Raw genomic sequence first — 17,044 nt, forward strand, 5'->3', positions numbered from 1 at the left:
AAATTCGAAGCCGTTTTTCTTATGCACAGACGGATCAATTCAAACATTCGCCACCAACGATTGCACGGTGCCTTTTTCGACATCGCCCACATAGATGCCGAACGCGTCTTCGGTCCGCTCCTTGACGTAGCGGCGCAGCATCGATTGCACGGCCGGCTCGCGAATCTCGTCCCACGGTATCGCGTCGAGCGGCACGTAGCGAACGTCCGCTGCCGCCGGCGCGTCATCGACCACCCGTCCGCGATAGTAGATGTGCGTGACGCCCTTCTCTTCGAACACTGCAAACAGAAAATCGAGGTTGACGTTCAGCTTCAGACCGTCGAGCACGCCACGCAGACTCGCGGCGTCCGTCAGCGGCTCAAGCCGCGTGCCGGTGGGCAACTGCAATCCGCTCGCTGTCCTGATCAGCACGATTCCGTTGGCGTGCTCGAGAATCGCGCCGACCTGCGCACGTTGACCTGTCGCCGCCAACGCTTCCTGCGACAAACTGAAATCCACATACGCGCCACGGCAGTACCCTAACGGCGTCGCGCTCGAATGCGTGAAATCCACCACGCGACCGATCAGGATGATGTGATCGCCGGCATCCACTACCTGATGCGTCTCGCAGTCGAAGCTCGCCGCCGCGCCGTCCATCACCGGGCTGCCGGTGCGCCGCGCGTGCCACGCGACCTGTGCGAACTTGTCCGCGCTCTTCGACGCGAACACGCCTGACACGGGCCGCTGATCTTCCGCCAGCACGCTCACGGCGAAACGCTGCGTCTGTGAAAACACCGGATGGCTCGACGCGGTCTTGGCGATGCACACGAGGATCAACGCCGGATCGAGCGACACCGACGTGAACGAATTCGCGGTAAAGCCGCGCGGCGAGCCATCCCGCTGGATCGTCGTCACCACCGTCACGCCGGTGACGAACGCGCCCAGCGCACGGCGAAACTCGATGAGGTCAAAAGAAGAATCGGTCATGGTGCTGCTCCTCAGGACTGACGGCTCACATCGCGAATAAAGTGCAGAAGCCGCTGATTCACAATCGACGGCGCCGTAACGTTCATCATGTGCCGTTCGTTGGCGATGATCTCAGCGCGGCCAAGCGGCGCCGCGGCCGCCATCGACTCCGACATCGCCGGGCTCGAATTCGAATCGCACTCGCCGGTCATGAACAGCGCGGGCATGGCGAGCTGCGGCAGGCGACCCAGGTGCGCCTGGTCGGAACTCGCAAACAGGCGATATGTCCGCGCGTAGCCTTCGAGGTCGACGCTCTCCAGCAACGAACGCACCAACTCAGCGACGCTCGCCAGATGACCGGGCACGGGATCGTCGAACCAGCGGGCGAGCGTCGCGTCGATGCTCGGCTGGTCGAGGCCGCCGTTCAATGACGCCGCGCGCTGCATCACGGCAGCCCGTTGTGACGGCGTGCGGTCGTACACCGCGTTCAAAGCGGTCACGCTCGTCACCCGCGACGGGTGCCGCAACGCGAATTCGAGCGCGATCAGCGAGCCCATCGAGTGGCCGACGACGTGCGCCGTCCTGACGTCGAGATGATCCAGCAGCGCCAGCAACTGCGCCGCGTATTCCTCCAGTTGCGGAGCAGCCGCAGGCAGCCGGCTCGCGCCATGCCCCAGCATGTCGTAGCTGACGACGCGAAAGTGCGCCTGCAACGCTTCGACCTGCGGTTCCCACACGCGGCGATTCATTCCCACACCATGGATCAGCACGAGGACCTCGCCCTCGCCTGCCACGCTATAGGCCGTGCCGTCGAATACACCGCTCCTCGACGCATTTGCGATATCGGTTTCACGCTTCATTGGAGCCCAGCTCCTTCAGATCCTGATAGCGGTCGCCAATCCGGTGATGCGGCCGGCCGCCAATCGACGCGCCGAGCGCAATGACGAGTTCGTCCGGCGCGGGCGCGTCGATGATCGAAAACTGGATGGTCAGGTAGTGCGAGCGCATGCCTTCGTCGTCCTTGTGCATCAGCGGAATCGTGACCGGGCAGTTCGGGCCGCCGCGCAGGTTCGTGAAGCTCAGATAGCTCTTGGCGCCGACCGCCTGGCGAAACCTGTTGCCAAAGCGCAGCGTGTGAATCAACGCCGAGGCGTGCTCGACTTCACCCGACGTCCCGACGATCGCCGCCTTGCCGTAACCCTCCACCGCGTCGCCAGAGCCAGCGATGCGCAGGATCTCGGCCGTCAACACTTCACCGAGCTGCGGCCCGAGCGCGTGAATCTCCGGCTTCAGGTCTTCGACGAAGCCGCGCCCGGCCCACGGATTGCGCAGCACCGCCGCTGCCGCGAACAGTTTCAACGGCTTGGGTGCGACCTTGCCGCCCTCGATGAACGTGTCTTCCACATAGGTGACCAGCTTGCGAATCTCGAGCTTCATAAGAGTTCCTCCGGAGACAAGTGCGCCTTTGCTCAGTGCGCGACGCGTGGGAGGTATTATGGTATTCCATATTAGCGCATGCAAGGCCTTTCATCCCGATGACGGGTTTACGAGACTTCCTGCGAAGTACAGGCGAAAAAAAACCGTCGCGAGCGACGGTTTTTCTGGAGGACGAACCGACGTATTCAGGCGCTTTCGCTCTGATCCGTGACCTGCTCGGCAAGCGTGGTCATGGCGATCGCCGCGGTGCGCCGCACATGCTCGAGCGATGCCGCAGCGGCCGCATCGCCATCTTTCTTCGCAATCGCAGCCAGCAGCTTGTTCATTTCGCGATTCGAATCAGTGCCGCGCCCCGGCGAAGAAATCGTCACCGAACGCAGCTGGTTGATGCGGCCATTCAGCGACTTGACCACCTGATGCATCATCAGCTTGTGGCCGCCCGCGAACATCGCTTCGTAGAAGCGTTCGGTGTAGGTCAAAACGCGGCGGAAGTCGGACTTGTCGAACGCGTCTTCGATTTCCTTACGCAGTTCGCGCAGTTGCTTCACGAGCGCGGGCGTCGCAAGCTCGGCGCAGGCCCGGGCCGCCTCTGACTCAAGCAACGCCCGAATCTCGTAGATTTCCTGCACCTGTTCCGGGTCGAGTCGCGCGACGATCGGGCCCGAATGCGCGACCGTCTCTACCAGCCCTTCCGTTTCCAGATGGCGCAGCACTTCGCGCACCACGGTCCGGCTCACGCCCAACTGATCGCACAACGTCCGCTCGATCAACCGGTCGCCGGGACGATAAAAGCCCTGCGAAATGGCCTCGCGCAGCTTCTCGAGCGTGAGTTCGCGAAGGGTTGGTGCACTGCGGTCAACGCGCATCTGTTCGATCATGGCGAGCTTCCCAGGCAATATCCCTGGGCCGGTTGGTTCTTGGAATACCAAAGTATCGCACAGCCGTCGGCGGCGAACCGCGGTGCCGTGCGTCATGCGGGAAACACTTGCGCGTGAGACCGGTCCCAGTCGAGCCAGGCCTGTGCGCCCACCGCGAGCGCCGCTTCATGCGTGCCCGCTGCGGTGCGTATCGCGATCTCCTGCTGCCACGGTGTCGCCACCGAATAGTGCATCGTGTCGCCCAGGTACGTGATGTCGCGCACGACGACCGGCAAGCCGTCGTTCGCAACCTGCGGCGCCTGCGCGCGAATACGGATCTGTTCGGGCCGCAGCATCAGCGCGCCGCCGTCGCCGGCGTTGAGCGTATGGTCGCAGCCCGCAATCGGCACCGGTTTGCCGTTCGGGAACACCGCATGCGAGTCCGCGTGGCCGCCGGCCAGCGTGACCGGCAGAAAGTTCGAATTGCCGATGAAGCTCGCCACGAAGCGCGACGCCGGCTTCCGGTAAAGGTCCTCGCCCGTGCCGACCTGCTCAATGCGTCCTTTGTTGAACACCGCGATCCGGTCGGACAGGCGCAACGCCTCCTCCTGATCATGCGTCACATACAGGATCGTGACACCGGTTTGCTGATGAATCCGGCGCAGTTCGGTCTGCAATTCTTCACGCAGCTTCTTGTCGAGTGCGGACAGCGGCTCGTCCATCAGCAGGACTGGCGGATCGTAGGCAAGCGCACGCGCAATCGCGACGCGCTGCTGCATGCCGCCCGACAACATGCCGGGCATCCGGTCGCGGCAATCGCCCAGGTGCACGAGCTTGAGCATTTCATCGACTTTTGCCCGCACTTTGGCTTCAGGCCAGCGCCGCACGCGCAACGGAAACGCGACGTTCTCGCCGACCGTCAGATGCGGAAACAAGGTATAGCGCTGAAACACCATGCCGATATTGCGGCGATTCGGCGCGACGGACAGTAGCGGCTTGCCGTCGAGCAACACGCGGCCGTCAGTGGGCGACTGAAAACCGGCGACGATATATAACGTCGTGCTCTTGCCGGAGCCGGACGGCCCGAGAAAAGTCATGAACTCGCCCTTGTTGACGTCGAGCGACACCTGATCGATGGCGACGACCTGATCGTAGGTCTTGCGAAGGCGCTGAATCTGCAAAAACGGTGAGTTCACGATTTACCTCTCTTGAGTACAAGCCCCAGCAACATCAGGACAACGGTCAGTCCAACCAGCAGAGACGACGCGGCGGCAATCACCGGCGTCAGATCTTGCCGCAGCGTGCTCCAGATGCGCACGGGCAGCGTCTGTAGAGTCGGACTTGCCATGAAGATCGAGACCACGACTTCGTCCCACGACGCGAGAAACGAGAAGATCGCCGCGGCAAACAGGCCAAGCCGGATAGCCGGCAACGTGACCCGCCATTTCACTTCGAACGGACCGGCACCGCAAATCAGCGCGGCATCTTCGAGCGACGTGTCGAAGCTCTCGAGCGAATTGCTGATCGCGATGATCGAAAACGGCAGCGCGATGATCAGATGCCCGATCACGAAACCGACCAGCGTGCCCGTCAAACCGATGCGAAGGAAAAACCCGTACAGCGCGACGGCAAGCACGACGACCGGCAGCACCATCGGAGTGAGGAAAAACGCCTTCAGCAACGCGCGTCCGCGAAAATTGCCGCGTGTCAGCGCCAGAGACGCCAGCAGGCCCAGCACCACCGACAACACCATCACGACGAGTCCCAGTTCGACGCTAGTGAGCAGCGAGTCGAACCAGCCCGGATCGGAGAACAGCGTGCTGTACCACTGCAGCGTCCAACCGGGCGGCGGAAACATCAGCCATTGCGAATCGCCGAACGACAGCGCGACGATGAACAGCACCGGCAGCAGCAGGAACAGCGACACCGCGCCACCCACGCTCAGCAGCATCCAGCGCAAGGGACCAAGACGATCGAAATCGAGCAGCATGTCAGTGAACTCCTGTGGCGCTCGCGGCGCGGCCCGAGAAGCGAAGCTGTACCGCGTACAGCGACAACGTGACGAGCAGCAGCACGAACGCGGCCGCACCCGCCAGCCCCCAGTTCAACAATTGCTGGACGAGTTGCGCGATCAGTTCGGCGAGCATCATGTATTCCGGGCCACCCAGCAGCGCGGGTGTGACGAAGTAGCCGAGCGCCATCACGAACACCATCAACGCGCCACTGGCAATGCCTGGCATCGCGAGCGGCACGAGCACGCGCCAGAATGCCTGCCAGCGGCTCGCGCCGCAGATTGCGGCAGCGCGCAGCGTGGTCGGATCGATCGCGCGCAAGGTGGCGTGCAGTGGCATCACGAGAAACGGCAACATGATGTAAGTCATGCCGATCGTCACGCCAGTGAGGTTGTTCACGAGCGTGAGCGGCTCATGGATGACGCCGAGCCACATCAGCAGGCGGTTGATCGGACCGGTCTGTTGCAGCAACACCATCCATGCGAAGGTGCGCGCGAGCAGATTGGTCCACATCGACAGCAGCAGGATCGCGAACACCAGCTTGCCGATCCAGCGCGGCGCGATTGCGAGCAACCATGCGGTCGGGAAGCCGATCACGACGGTCACGGCGGTCACCACCGAGGCGACGAAAAACGTATTGCCGAACACGCGCAGATAGGTAGTCGAGCCGAATAGCTGCGCGTAGTTCTGAAGGCCGGGCGTCGGCTCCAGCACGCTGCGCAGCAGCAGTGAGAGCACCGGCAACAGGAAAAACACGACCAGCAGCAACAGCGCCGGCGCGACCAGCCGGATCTTCCTGAAACCGACGGTCATCTTCGGCGCCACGACCGGCGGCTCCGCGATAGTACTGACTGCATTCGACATGATGACTCCTTCGCTGGGTTCGTCCGGTCGGCGCTTTACTTCGATTGCCACGCGTACCAGCGCTTCGCGATTTCATCGCGGTGATCGGCCCAGTACTTCATGTCGAGATTGATCTGCGTCGCCTTGTATTGATCCGGCTGCGTCTTCGCGACATCCGGCGGCAGGAGCGCGGCGGATTTCAGATTGACGGGCGCATAACCGGTTGCAGCGGCAAAATTCGCCTGAGCCTGCGGCGCGGTTGCGCTGGCAAGGAACTTCATCGCCTCGGCTTTATGTTTCGTACCCTTCGGCACCACCAGCATGTCGGCCGCGGTCAGGTTCTGATTCCACGACACGCCCACGTCCACGCCGGTCTGCTGCAACGCATGCAGCCGGCCGTTCCAGAACACGCCGATCGGCGCTTCGCCGGATGCCATCAGCTGCTGCGACTGCGCGCCGCCGCTCCACCAGACAATCTGGCTCTTGATCGTGTCGAGCTTTTTGAAGGCGCGATCGAGATCGAGCGGGTAGAGCTTGTCGGGCGCGACGCCATCGGCTAGCAAAGCGACTTCAAGCACGCCGGGCGCGGACCACTTGTAGAGCGTGCGCTTGCCAGGAAAACGCCTGGTGTCGAACAGATCGGCGTAGTTCGCCGGCGCGCCGCTCCTGTACGCCGCCTTGTTGTAGCCGAGCACGAACGAATAGTAAAAACTGCCCACTGCGCCCGGCGACATGAAGCGCGGGTCAAGTTGCGCCTTGTTCACCACCGAATAGTCGATCGGCTCGACGAGGCCGTCACGAAGCGCCGCATACGCGAAATCGCCTTCGACGTCGACCACGTCCCACTGCACGTTGCCGCTGTCGACCATCGCCTTGAGCTTGCCGTAATCGGTCGGGCCGTCCATCAGGACCTGAATGCCCGACGCCTGCGTGAACGGCTGCGCCCAATCCTTCTGCTGAGCCGACCGGGTCGTTCCGCCCCAACTGGCGAATACGATCGGCGCGGCGGCCGCGGACACCGGCGTATGGATCAACACGGCTGACGCGGCGGCCACGGTGGTGGCCACCGTGAAAGCCACTGCGCGCGCCCGCGCGGGCATACGTAGCGCTTGCTTCATGACTGCTCCTTGAAAGGATACGGCTGGCTTCGAGAGGACGGGTTGCGAATGCGGTTCTTACTTCAGCGGCGAAAACGCGGCGGGCTTCATGATCTTGCTTTCCATGGTTTCCATCAGCGCCTGAATCTTCGGTGTGAAGGCCTGCCATGCGGGATCTTCGGCGAGCCGTTGACGGCGCGCTTCGCGCTCGTCGAGACTCGGATACGCCCACATGTGGATGATCTGGTTCAGCGGTCCGATCTCCGAGAAGAAGTAGCCGACGAGTTCACCCAGATAGCGCTTCTGCAGCTCGATGCCTTCTTCCTCGACCAGCTTCAGATACGCGCGCACTGCGCCTGTCCTGATCTTGTACGTGCGGATTTCGTAGTACATATAGGTTTCCTTAGCGCATGACGAACGGGTCCGTGATCGGGTCGTCCGACGTGCGAATCCAGACGGATTTGGTGCGCGTGTAATCGAGTACCGCATCGAGGCCACCCTCACGCCCGAGGCCGCTCAGTCCATAGCCGCCGAACGGCACGATCGGAGACACGGCGCGATAGGTGTTGACCCAGACGATCCCCGCACGCAACTGCCGCGTGAGCCGATGCGCGCGCGTCAGATCGCGAGTGAACACACCCGACGCGAGGCCATACTTCGTGTCGTTGGCGAGCGCGAGCGCTTCGGCCTCTGTGTCGAAGGACATCACGCTCAGGACCGGTCCGAACAACTCCTGCGCAACGCTCGGCACCGTGGACGACGGGCAATCGACGATGGTCGGTTCGAAGAAGAAACCGTCGCCATGTCCTGCGGGACGGCCACCGCCCGTCAAAAGCATGGCGCCCGCCTTGAGACTGGCACCGAGCACTGCTTCGATGTGATCGCGTTGCCTGCGCGTCGCGAGCGGTCCCATTTCGGTATCCACGTCCTGCGGATCGCCGATCCTGATTGCGCGCGCTTTTTCGACTAGCCGTGCGAGTAGCCGGTCACGGATGCCGCGCTGCACGAGCAATCGCGAGCCCGCCACGCAGCTCTGCCCCGTCGCGGCGAAGATGCCCGCGATCACCGCGTGGCTGACGCTGTCCAAATCGGCGTCGTCGAAAACGAGCACCGGCGATTTGCCGCCCAGTTCCAGCGACGTCGCCGCAAGGTTCTCGGCGGAGTTGCGCACGATCTGCCGCGCGGTGTCGGGGCCGCCTGTGAACGCGATCTTCGACACGAGCGGGTGGCTCGTCAGCGCGCGGCCGCAATCCGCGCCGAAACCGGTCAGGATGTTGACGACGCCCGCCGGAAAACCGGCCTCGTGCACGAGCCTGGCGAAGGCGAGCAGCGGCGCGGGGCCTTCCTCGGACGCCTTCAGTACGATCGTGCAGCCGGCGGCGAGCGCCGGCCCGATCTTCACGGCAGAGAGAAATAGTTGCGAATTCCACGGCACGATGCCGGCGACCACGCCGACCGGTTCGCGCCGGAGGAAGACGTCCATGTCGGGTTTGTCGACGGACAGGCAGGCGCCCTGGATCTTGTCGGCGACGCCCGCGTAATAGCGGTAGTACTCGGCCACGTAGCCGATCTGGCTGCGTGTCTCGCGGATGATCTTGCCGGTGTCTGCCGTCTCGAGTTGCGCGAGCTCCAGCGCGTTCGCCGCAACGAGGTCCGCGAGCCTGTACAACAGCTTGCCGCGCTGGCTGGCCGTCAGGCCCGCCCACTCCGGCGCGAACAAGGCGCGGTCCGCGGCTTGCACCGCACGGTCCACGTCCGCCACGCTGGCCGCGGGCATCGTCGCCCATGCGGCGCCGGTCGCGGGATTCACGCTATCGAAGGTTGCGGCCGCGTCGCTGAACTCACCGTCGATGTAATGCTGGAACGACTTCAACATAACTTCTGCTCCTGAGTGCAGAACGTCGATTCAAGGATGAACGGCAATCAGCCGTGCGCGGCGAAGGCGGGCATCACATCGGAGATGAAGCGTTCGAGCGAGCGGCGCTTGCGCTCGAAGCTCATATTGCTGTCAACCCAGAAGCTGTATTGATCGAAACCGAGTTCCTCATACTGTTTGAGACGGTCGATCACGGCGCCCGGCTGGCCGATCACGAGATTCTTGCGAATCTGCTCCGGCGCGTATTGCGGGAACGACGCGATGTCGGCGTCGGTCAGCGGTTCGATGAAGCCCTGCGTGACTGGACGCTCGTTCTTGAACCACTTGCTGAAGTAGCAGTAGAAGCGCGACAGGTCTTCGACGGCCGTGTCGACTTCGGCGGCGTCCGCACCGACGAAGGTATGCATCAGCATCATGATCTGCGGCCGCGGAATATCGGGGTTCGCCTTGCATGCTGCGTTAAAGCGTTCCATCAGACTGACGACTTCGCCGTCGCCCGCGGCCAGCGAGGTCACCTGCACATTGCAGCCATTGCGCACCGCAAATTCATGCGAGTTCGGATCGCGAGCGGCGAGCCACATCGGCGGATGGGGCAGCTGAATCGGACGCGGCACCGGCGTGGTGGACGGCCACGACCAGAACTCGCCCTGGTGCGCGTAATCGCCCTTGAACAACTGGCGCAAGGCAGGAACCAGGTCACGCATTCTGGCGCCGGCGCCGAACGCATCGAGACCGGGCAACAGACGTTCATATTCGAACGAGTACGCCCCGCGCGCGATGCCCAGATCGAGCCGCCCGTTGCTCGCGACGTCGACCATGCCGGCCTCGCCCGCCAGGCGGATCGGATGCCAGAACGGAGCGATCACCGTGCCCGTGCCGAGGCGAATCCGCTCGGTGCGTGCCGCCAGATACGAAAGGTTGATGAAGGGATTGGGCGCGATCGTGAATTCCATCGCGTGATGCTCGCCGATCCAGGCGGTTTCAAAACCACCCTTCTCTGCGACCTGGACGAGTTCGGTCAGCTCGTCGAAAAGTTGCCGATGCGGCGTCGCAGCGTCGTAACGCTCCATATGAACAAACAGCGAAAATTTCATGATCGACCTGTATGCAGAAAGCTGGGAGTCGGTCCTGCCGCGACCGGCGCGTCCTCGAAGGACGCCGTCGCTCCGTATCGACCGCTGGGATGCAGCGGTTGGTATTACGGTATTCCACCCAAGCCAACAGATCAAGCTTTTCAATATTATGGAATACCATAATATATTGCGCTGGCGCCAACTGGGCGCGCAAAGCGATGGTGTAGACGTGGTGGGCCAGGAACGGTAGTCGCCGAACCTGCTGCAGCGAGCGGCACGGGTACGTTCAGGCAGGGTGCGGCGGAGGTTTCGTCTCGAGAGGGCAGTGTCCAGCGTCCGTTATCTGACGTGCGTTCAGACGCCCCAAGCGCCGCAAATATTCGGCTTACCGCGAGGGCCGCGGCCTTGAAAAAATCAGCCGCTGAGAGCAAGCAGCTTCCCTCATACGTTGGAACACGGCGAATGCGCGCAAGCGTTGCGCCGATCGCCGATAACTTTTCGGCAATGAGTGACGATCCAAGCATCATTCATACCGAGGCTTTAGGCTCTTCACGTTGAAACTCGTCGGACAGGTTCAGTCTGCGGTTCCAATCACGTCGAGGTACTGCTGAACGCTTTCTTCAATCTGCTGCCGATGCTTGTCGATCTTGTCTGTCCTGTCACGGCTGTCCACAGCCTTGCTCTGCGCTATTCAGGGCGCCGGCGCGAAATTATTTAACATACGCCTAAAAACGCTTTCCCTTTCTCGCAAGCGTATTGATGCGCGCTGGAACATCCGTCAAGAGCGCCGGCACTTTACGATGGTGCGTTGCCTGTTCATAAGCATAGGCCATCGCGATAAGCGTCGCTTCGTCCCATTGACGGCCAACGAAGATAATCCCGAACGGCGAACCCGACGCGTAGTAACCCGCCGGGACCGTCACGCCGGGCAATCCCGCGATGTTGATTTCTCCAACCGTTGTTTCCTGGATCGTTTCCTTCCCATGAAGTGGCGGCAGTTCGCAACGCATTTGCGGAAACGCCAACGCGTCGAGTTGCTGTGCGTTCATCACTGCGTCGAAGATGCGCAGATACTGCGCCTTGAGTTCGATGAACTCGGAGATGTCCGGCGGCGTTGCTGGAGTCTCGAGTGCCGCAGCGAATTGCGGCAAGTTGCGCATGAAACTGAGCACGCCCTTCGGACCGAACGCATCTTGCGAAGCGGTGGCCCTCGCGAAGTCGTCGAACGTCTTCAACGGGGAATCGGGACCCAAGCGCTGCAAGTATTGGTGAACGTCGTAGGGAATCGACTCGATGCCGCGCGCGTCGAAATTGGCGAGCGGCGGTGTCGGCTTGCGAAGTGAAGCGAACGACGTTCCGGCGAACGGGTCGTCGACGATAATTGCGCCCGCCGATTGCAACTCGTGCTTCGCGCGTTCGTAGAGTTGCGCCGCTTCATCCGATAGCGGCTGCGCACGCCAGCCCGGTCCGTACAGACCGATCCGCTTTCCTTTCAATGCGTCGACGCTCAGCGACGCGGTATAGCCGCCCTCCGGTTGATGTCCGACCGAAGCCAGCGTCTTCGGATCTTCCGATGAGTATCCAGCAAGCACATCGAGGCACAGCGCCGCGTCGCGCACGGTTCGCGCAATCGGGCCGACCACATCGCGATTACCGGACAGCGGCACCACGCCCGCATTTGGCACAAGTCCGATCGTCGGCTTGATGCCAACGAGGTCTTGCGACGACGCAGGGTTCTGGATGGACCCACCTGTTTCTTCGGCGAGTCCCAATACCGCCATCGCCGATGCAACGGCGGCCGCCGTGCCTGCACTGCTTGCGCCCGGCACACGATCCGGCATCACGACATTCAGTGTCGGACCGGCCCAACTGTCGTTCGCATGCGTGCCGGAGTGGCTCAACACGGGCACATTGGTCTTGCCGAGCAAGATCGCGCCCGCGGCGCGCATGCGCGCCACGACCGGCGCGTCTTTCGCCGGCATCAGATCGACGCCGCCGGTCTTGCTGTAAAGCAGCGACCAGCCGGCCGTCGTTGGAAAACCAACCATGTCCATCGGATCCTTGATGACGACCGGGACGCCTGCCAGCGGCCCCAGTGATTCACCGGCTGAGCGGCGCCGGTCAATATCACGCGCATCATCGAGTGCTGCCGGGTTCAGAAAAATGAGGGCGTTGTATTTCCCGTTGTGCGCTTCGATCTGTTCGAAACACGCTTTCGCGAGCGACTCAGCGCTAAAGCGTCCGCTTGCGAAACCTTCCTGTACTGCTTCTACGGTGAGATTCGCGAGATCGATGCCGACTCCGCCTTCTGAATCTGCACGCATATTTGACGGATCATGTGTCATGTCGCACTCGGTACATATGGTCGATTTAATGCTGACCGCCCAACGCTGCCCAGAATCGCCAGGAAGGCGGCCGCCAAAGTGATGGTGAAATACGAAGGCCATCGTTCGTCGCACGCAGCAGATTGAAAACAGTTTGCTGTGACCTTTCAAAGTCACAGAACCTGTCGCGGCACCTGATTCACTCAACGCCTTACTTTGAGAGCGAACAATCCTTGCGGCCGGAAGTACAGCGCCACAATCACGAGCAAAAGAATGGTCGCCTTGGCCATCGATCCGCTCAACAGAAGTTCGAACATCGACTGAAGCTGGCCAATCGCAAACGCCGAGAGGAACGTGCCGAGCAGACTCTCGATGCCGCCGAACACCACGACGATGAACGTGTCGACGATGTACTGCTGTCCCGTCACCGGCCCGGTGGAGGCCAGCATCGTGAGCGCACTGCCTGCGATGCCGGCAAGGCCGCACCCCACCGCGAAAGTCACGGCGTCCACACGCTCCGTGTCGATGCCGGCAGCGCCCGCCATCGCGCGATTCTGCATGACCGAGCGGATACGCAACCCCCAGCGACTGCGAAACAGGAACAGGTAGACCGCGAGCGCCACCGCCAGGGTAAGGAACAGGATGAAAATGCGGCTGAGCGGCAGACCGATATTCGGTGTGACGTTCCACGCGCCCTTCAGCCACGAGACGGTCGGCACGCTAACGTCGATGGGTCCGAAGATCTGCCGGTAGACCTGCTGGAGCACCAGCGAGAGGCCCCATGTCGCGAGCATGGTGTCGAGAGGACGATGGTAGAGCCGCCGGATCATCACGCGCTCGAGCACGAAGCCGACCGCCGCCGTGACAGCGAACGCCACCAGTATCCCCACAAGAAAATAGGCGCCCATCAGCACGGGGAAAAAACGCTGGAAAACGATCGACGTCAGGTACGTCATGTATGCGCCGAGCGCCATGAGTTCACCGTGCGCCATGTTGATAACGCCCATCAGGCCGAAGACGATTGCGAGGCCCACCGCCATGAGCGCGAGCACAGTGAACAGGGACAGGCCGTTGAACACCTGGACGAGGAAGACATCGAGAGACATGGTGGCGACCTTGTAAGTGGGCGTCGCGGGCACGCGCCGGACGCGCGCCGCTCAATACCTTTTGTGAAGCGCTTTACCCGAGCTTCGGGAAAGGGTTCGGCTCGATCAGCGGCGACTCGTAGATGATGTCGACCTGTCCGTCCGGCCTGAACATCCCGATCAGTGAATGCTTCCACAAGTGGTGATTGCTGACGTGAAAGCGCACGTCCCCTTCGGGAGCACTCCAGGCGAGTCCCGATGAAGCGGCGACCACCTTGGCGACATCGGTGCTCTTCGATTTCTCGACTGCGAGCTTCCACAGGTAGACCGCGGTATAGGCGGCCTCAAGCGTGTCGCCCAGCACGCGATCCTGCCCATACTTTGTCTTGAACGCCGTCACGAATTTCTCATTCTGCGGGTTCTTTTCGCTCTGGAAATAGCCCATGCACGAGTACACGCCCACCAGGTTGTCCTTGCCGATGCCGATCGCCTCCTCCTCGGTCACCGCCAGCGCCATGATTGCCTGGTTCTTGCCAGTCATCCCCACGGAGTTGAGTTGCTTGTAAAACGCAACATTCGATCCCCCGACGATGGTAGAGAGAATCACGTCGGGCTTGGCCGCCTTGATCTTGTTGATCACCGACGAGAACTCCGTCGCGCCCAGCGGAAAGTAGTCCTCGCCAAGCACAGTGCCACCCGCCTTTGCAATTGCAGCTTTCGCGATCCGGTTGGTGGTACGCGGCCAGATGTAGTCGGAGCCGATCAGGTAGAACTTCTTGCCTTTGTTCCTGGCGAGCCAGTTCACGGCGGGAATGGTCTGCTGCGTCGCTTCCTGGCCGGTGTACATGATGTTCTTCGACATCTCCAGCCCTTCGTAGTAAGTCGGATAGTAAAGCAGCCCGTTGTAGCGCTCGAATACCGGAAGCACAGCCTTGCGCGACGCCGACGTGTAGCAGCCGAACACCGCCGCCACCTTGTCGCTTTCCACGAGCTTTTGCGCTTTTTCGGCAAAGGTGGGCCAGTCGCTCGCGCCATCTTCCACGATCGGCGTGATGGGCCGCCCCATCACGCCGCCGGCCGCGTTGATCTCCTCGATCGCGAGTTTTTCCGCATCGACTACGTGCGCTTCCGCAATCGCAATCGTACCGGTCAGCGAATGCAGAATGCCGACCTTGATCGGGTCCGCAGCGTCTGCCGCGCGCGAGCCCAGCATGAGGGAACCCGGGAGCGTACTGGCGGCCGCTGCGGCAGCGGCTGTTTTCAAAAAGTCGCGTCGAGAATTCGTCATGGTGCCTTCATCGAGAAAGTAGTAGACAAAAAAAAGCCCGCAACTAAGGATGACTTAGCTGTCGGGCTTTTTGGCCTTTACCGTATATGACACCTTTGTCACACGCGGCGGAATTCACTATGATCGTTCTGCAGGACTGGCGCGCTGCTCCAGATCACGAGCGTTAGTGAGCAAGGTCCGTGCCAAATTACTCGCGTCATCGCCGGAATCCGTCGACCGCCTTGGCTCGCCTTATATATTTGATTCAACGACGATGCGGCAATCTCAGCGAGCCTTACGATGTCCGCCCAGGCGTGCGTCCAACACGCCAATTTGTGGCAAGAATGCACGGCGGCTGTGCGCAGCGTGGCTAATGCGCACAAGTCTGGGCGAACGGACCGCAATAAGAAAACGCATCGGCGTCACAGGAAGCCCAATATGTCTTCAACCAGATATGAACCCGTGAAAATCGGCGTGTTGTATTCGACCACGGGCGTAACAGGTCTCATCGAATCCTCGCAGCAGAGCGCCACCCTTTTCGCAGCCGACGAAATTAACCGCGCGGGCGGCATCAATGGCCGGGAAGTCCAACTGCTTGTCCGCGATCCGGGCTCGGTTGCGGCCAACTATGCGTCGATGGCCGAGGAGTTGATTGTCGAGGAAGGCGTGCGACTCATCATGGGCTGCTACATGTCTAGCGGCCGAAAGGTAGTGATCCCCGTGGTCGAGCGGCACAACGCATTGCTCTTCTATCCGACGCTATATGAGGGCTTCGAGTACAGCCGCAACGTCTTTTGCACGGGTACCCTGCCTAACCAGACCTGCGTGCCCCTCGCCGATTACATGCTTGAAAACTTCGGCTCGCGTGTGTTCATGATCGGCTCGGATTACATCTACCCTTACGAAACGAACCGCATCATGAAGGACTTCGTGTTCGAGCGCGGCGGCGAAACGGTGGACGAGCTCTACGTGCCGCTCGACGCTAGCGAGGAGCACTATCGCGTGATCGCTGCGCGCATCGCGGCGCTGTCACCCGACTTCGTGTTCTCGACCGTGGTGGGGGTCGGCGTTGAGCACCTGTATCGCAGCTTCGCGAAGAGCGGCCTCGATCCGCGCACCATGCCGATCGCCAGCGTGACGACGTCCGAGGCGGAGATTGCCGCGATGGGGGCGCACCTCGGTGAAGGCCACTTCACATCTGCCTCGTACTTCCAGTCCGTCGACACGCCAACGAACCGCGCCTGCCTCGACAATTACCGGTGCTTCATGGGCGGCGACGCCGTCACCAATATGTGCTGGGAGGCAGCCTACTTCCAGATGCACGTGCTCGCCAATGCCATGCGCAGCGTGGGCAGCGACAATCCGGTGTCGCTGCTGCGCGCCTTGCCGGGCATGGAGTTCGATGCGCCGCAGGGACGCATCCGCATGGACGAAGAGAATCACCACGCCTATCTTCATACCCGAATAGGCCGGGCCAACGCGGCCGGACAATTCGATATTGTCAGCGCGATACCCGAACGCGTACGTGCTGACCCGTATGTGATCGCACACACGGCGGCCGATAGCGGCCCGTTCGCACATGGCATTCCCAGTGCCGCTGGAGGCCGTTCATGACGCGCAGGCCGCCCACTTCTCAGGCCTTGCAGGACATACGATCGCTGCGCATAGCGGTGGTGCATTCACCCGACCAAGACAGGGATGAGTTGCTCGGGCACCTGAAACGGATTGGCTGCAAGGTGCATGTATGCTGGCCGAACCTCGATGTCGAACTCGACGCGATCGACCTGGTGATCATGTCGGTGAACCCGCAGACCGCTGCATATCATCACACCTGGCTCGGCCAGAAAGGCGCGCCGCCCATCATTCCCGTCGTGACCTATGAAAACCCGGTGGTGATCGAAGCCGTCATGCTGCTGAACGCCTTCAGCGTCATTCCGTCGCCGGTGCGCTCGTTCGGCGTGCTCACCGCGATTGCTGTCACCATCGCGCAGCACAAGAAGCAAAAGTCGCTGGAAAAGTACATCCAGCGCGCTGAGGAGAAGGCGTCGAAGCAGCGGACCATCGAACTCGCCAAGTCGATCCTCATGAAGAGTCAGCAACTATCGGAAGAAGATGCGTACCGTGCGTTGTGTTCGCAGGCGCGCGACAATCAGGCGCTGATAGAAGCCGTCGCCGATGAAATCGTCAGGACCGATTCCATGCGCCACTGAAACGCCCGTTAGCAGTGC

17 protein-coding genes are annotated in these 17,044 nt (G+C 61.7%); 3 read left to right on the forward strand and 14 right to left on the reverse strand.

Translation table 11 applies throughout. The features are described from left to right. Positions 1-39: 39 nt before the first annotated feature. The 11 genes from OKW28_RS18310 to OKW28_RS18360 all read right to left on the reverse strand — a co-directional run bounded on the left by OKW28_RS18310 (position 40) and on the right by OKW28_RS18360 (position 10,161). Positions 40-966, reverse strand: a complete 927-nt coding sequence (locus OKW28_RS18310; protein WP_429447792.1) for a flavin reductase — start codon at positions 964-966, stop codon at positions 40-42. A gap of 11 nt (positions 967-977) precedes the next feature. Further along, complete coding sequence (locus tag OKW28_RS18315) at positions 978-1,805, reverse strand: alpha/beta fold hydrolase (protein ID WP_429447793.1); 828 nt, start codon at positions 1,803-1,805, stop codon at positions 978-980. After that, positions 1,795-2,382, reverse strand: coding sequence for an amino acid synthesis family protein (locus OKW28_RS18320; RefSeq protein ID WP_429447794.1), 588 nt, complete (start codon positions 2,380-2,382; stop codon positions 1,795-1,797). Before OKW28_RS18320 ends, OKW28_RS18315 begins: the two co-directional genes overlap by 11 nt. A gap of 185 nt (positions 2,383-2,567) precedes the next feature. Next, entirely contained in the window at positions 2,568-3,260 is a 693-nt protein-coding gene (locus tag OKW28_RS18325; protein ID WP_429447796.1) for a GntR family transcriptional regulator, read from the reverse strand. Positions 3,261-3,352: 92 nt separating this feature from the next. Continuing rightward, positions 3,353-4,435: an ABC transporter ATP-binding protein gene (locus OKW28_RS18330; protein WP_429447798.1), complete on the reverse strand. Its 1,083-nt coding sequence runs from the start codon at positions 4,433-4,435 to the stop codon at positions 3,353-3,355. Beyond that, positions 4,432-5,229, reverse strand: a complete 798-nt coding sequence (locus tag OKW28_RS18335; protein ID WP_429447799.1) for an ABC transporter permease — start codon at positions 5,227-5,229, stop codon at positions 4,432-4,434. The genes OKW28_RS18330 and OKW28_RS18335 overlap by 4 nt, the downstream gene beginning before the upstream one ends. Position 5,230: 1 nt before the next feature. Beyond that, positions 5,231-6,064, reverse strand: a complete 834-nt coding sequence (locus OKW28_RS18340) for an ABC transporter permease (RefSeq protein ID WP_429448782.1) — start codon at positions 6,062-6,064, stop codon at positions 5,231-5,233. Between the two features lie 86 nt (positions 6,065-6,150). Next, positions 6,151-7,194 carry an ABC transporter substrate-binding protein gene (locus OKW28_RS18345; RefSeq protein WP_429448784.1) on the reverse strand — a complete coding sequence of 348 codons (1,044 nt, stop codon included), beginning with the start codon at positions 7,192-7,194 and terminating at the stop codon, positions 6,151-6,153. A gap of 75 nt (positions 7,195-7,269) precedes the next feature. Continuing rightward, the gene (locus OKW28_RS18350; protein WP_429447801.1) at positions 7,270-7,584 is read right to left on the reverse strand and encodes an NIPSNAP family protein; all 315 of its coding nucleotides are present in this window, start codon (positions 7,582-7,584) and stop codon (positions 7,270-7,272) included. Positions 7,585-7,594: 10 nt separating this feature from the next. Beyond that, the gene (locus OKW28_RS18355; RefSeq protein WP_429447802.1) at positions 7,595-9,067 is read right to left on the reverse strand and encodes an aldehyde dehydrogenase; all 1,473 of its coding nucleotides are present in this window, start codon (positions 9,065-9,067) and stop codon (positions 7,595-7,597) included. A gap of 47 nt (positions 9,068-9,114) precedes the next feature. Then, entirely contained in the window at positions 9,115-10,161 is a 1,047-nt protein-coding gene (locus OKW28_RS18360; RefSeq protein ID WP_429447803.1) for an LLM class flavin-dependent oxidoreductase, read from the reverse strand. Between OKW28_RS18360 and OKW28_RS18365 the strand changes: the two genes are divergently transcribed. Beyond that, positions 10,160-10,390: a hypothetical protein gene (locus OKW28_RS18365; RefSeq protein ID WP_429447805.1), complete on the forward strand. Its 231-nt coding sequence runs from the start codon at positions 10,160-10,162 to the stop codon at positions 10,388-10,390. The two genes, OKW28_RS18360 and OKW28_RS18365, sit on opposite strands and share 2 nt — an antisense overlap. Before the next feature lie 475 nt (positions 10,391-10,865). Here OKW28_RS18365 and OKW28_RS18370 read toward each other — a convergent pair whose 3' ends face one another. The 3 genes from OKW28_RS18370 to urtA all read right to left on the reverse strand — a co-directional run bounded on the left by OKW28_RS18370 (position 10,866) and on the right by urtA (position 14,837). Further along, a complete protein-coding gene (locus OKW28_RS18370; protein WP_429447807.1) occupies positions 10,866-12,464 on the reverse strand; it encodes an amidase in 1,599 nt (532 codons plus the stop codon). Positions 12,465-12,667: 203 nt separating this feature from the next. Further along, the gene (gene urtB, locus OKW28_RS18375) at positions 12,668-13,570 is read right to left on the reverse strand and encodes an urea ABC transporter permease subunit UrtB (RefSeq protein WP_429448786.1); all 903 of its coding nucleotides are present in this window, start codon (positions 13,568-13,570) and stop codon (positions 12,668-12,670) included. A 73-nt stretch (positions 13,571-13,643) separates the two neighbouring features. Further along, positions 13,644-14,837, reverse strand: a complete 1,194-nt coding sequence (gene urtA / locus OKW28_RS18380; RefSeq protein WP_429447809.1) for an urea ABC transporter substrate-binding protein — start codon at positions 14,835-14,837, stop codon at positions 13,644-13,646. Positions 14,838-15,116: 279 nt separating this feature from the next. Between urtA and OKW28_RS18385 the strand changes: the two genes are divergently transcribed. Together OKW28_RS18385 and OKW28_RS18390 are read left to right on the forward strand one after the other, a co-directional pair. Further along, entirely contained in the window at positions 15,117-16,430 is a 1,314-nt protein-coding gene (locus OKW28_RS18385) for a transporter substrate-binding domain-containing protein (protein ID WP_429447811.1), read from the forward strand. Further along, positions 16,427-17,026 carry an ANTAR domain-containing response regulator gene (locus OKW28_RS18390; RefSeq protein ID WP_429447813.1) on the forward strand — a complete coding sequence of 200 codons (600 nt, stop codon included), beginning with the start codon at positions 16,427-16,429 and terminating at the stop codon, positions 17,024-17,026. The genes OKW28_RS18385 and OKW28_RS18390 overlap by 4 nt, the downstream gene beginning before the upstream one ends. Positions 17,027-17,044 lie beyond the last annotated feature (18 nt).

Origin of the sequence: Paraburkholderia sp. 40 (assembly GCF_050434105.1) — a bacterium.
Lineage (GTDB): Bacteria > Pseudomonadota > Gammaproteobacteria > Burkholderiales > Burkholderiaceae > Paraburkholderia > Paraburkholderia tuberum.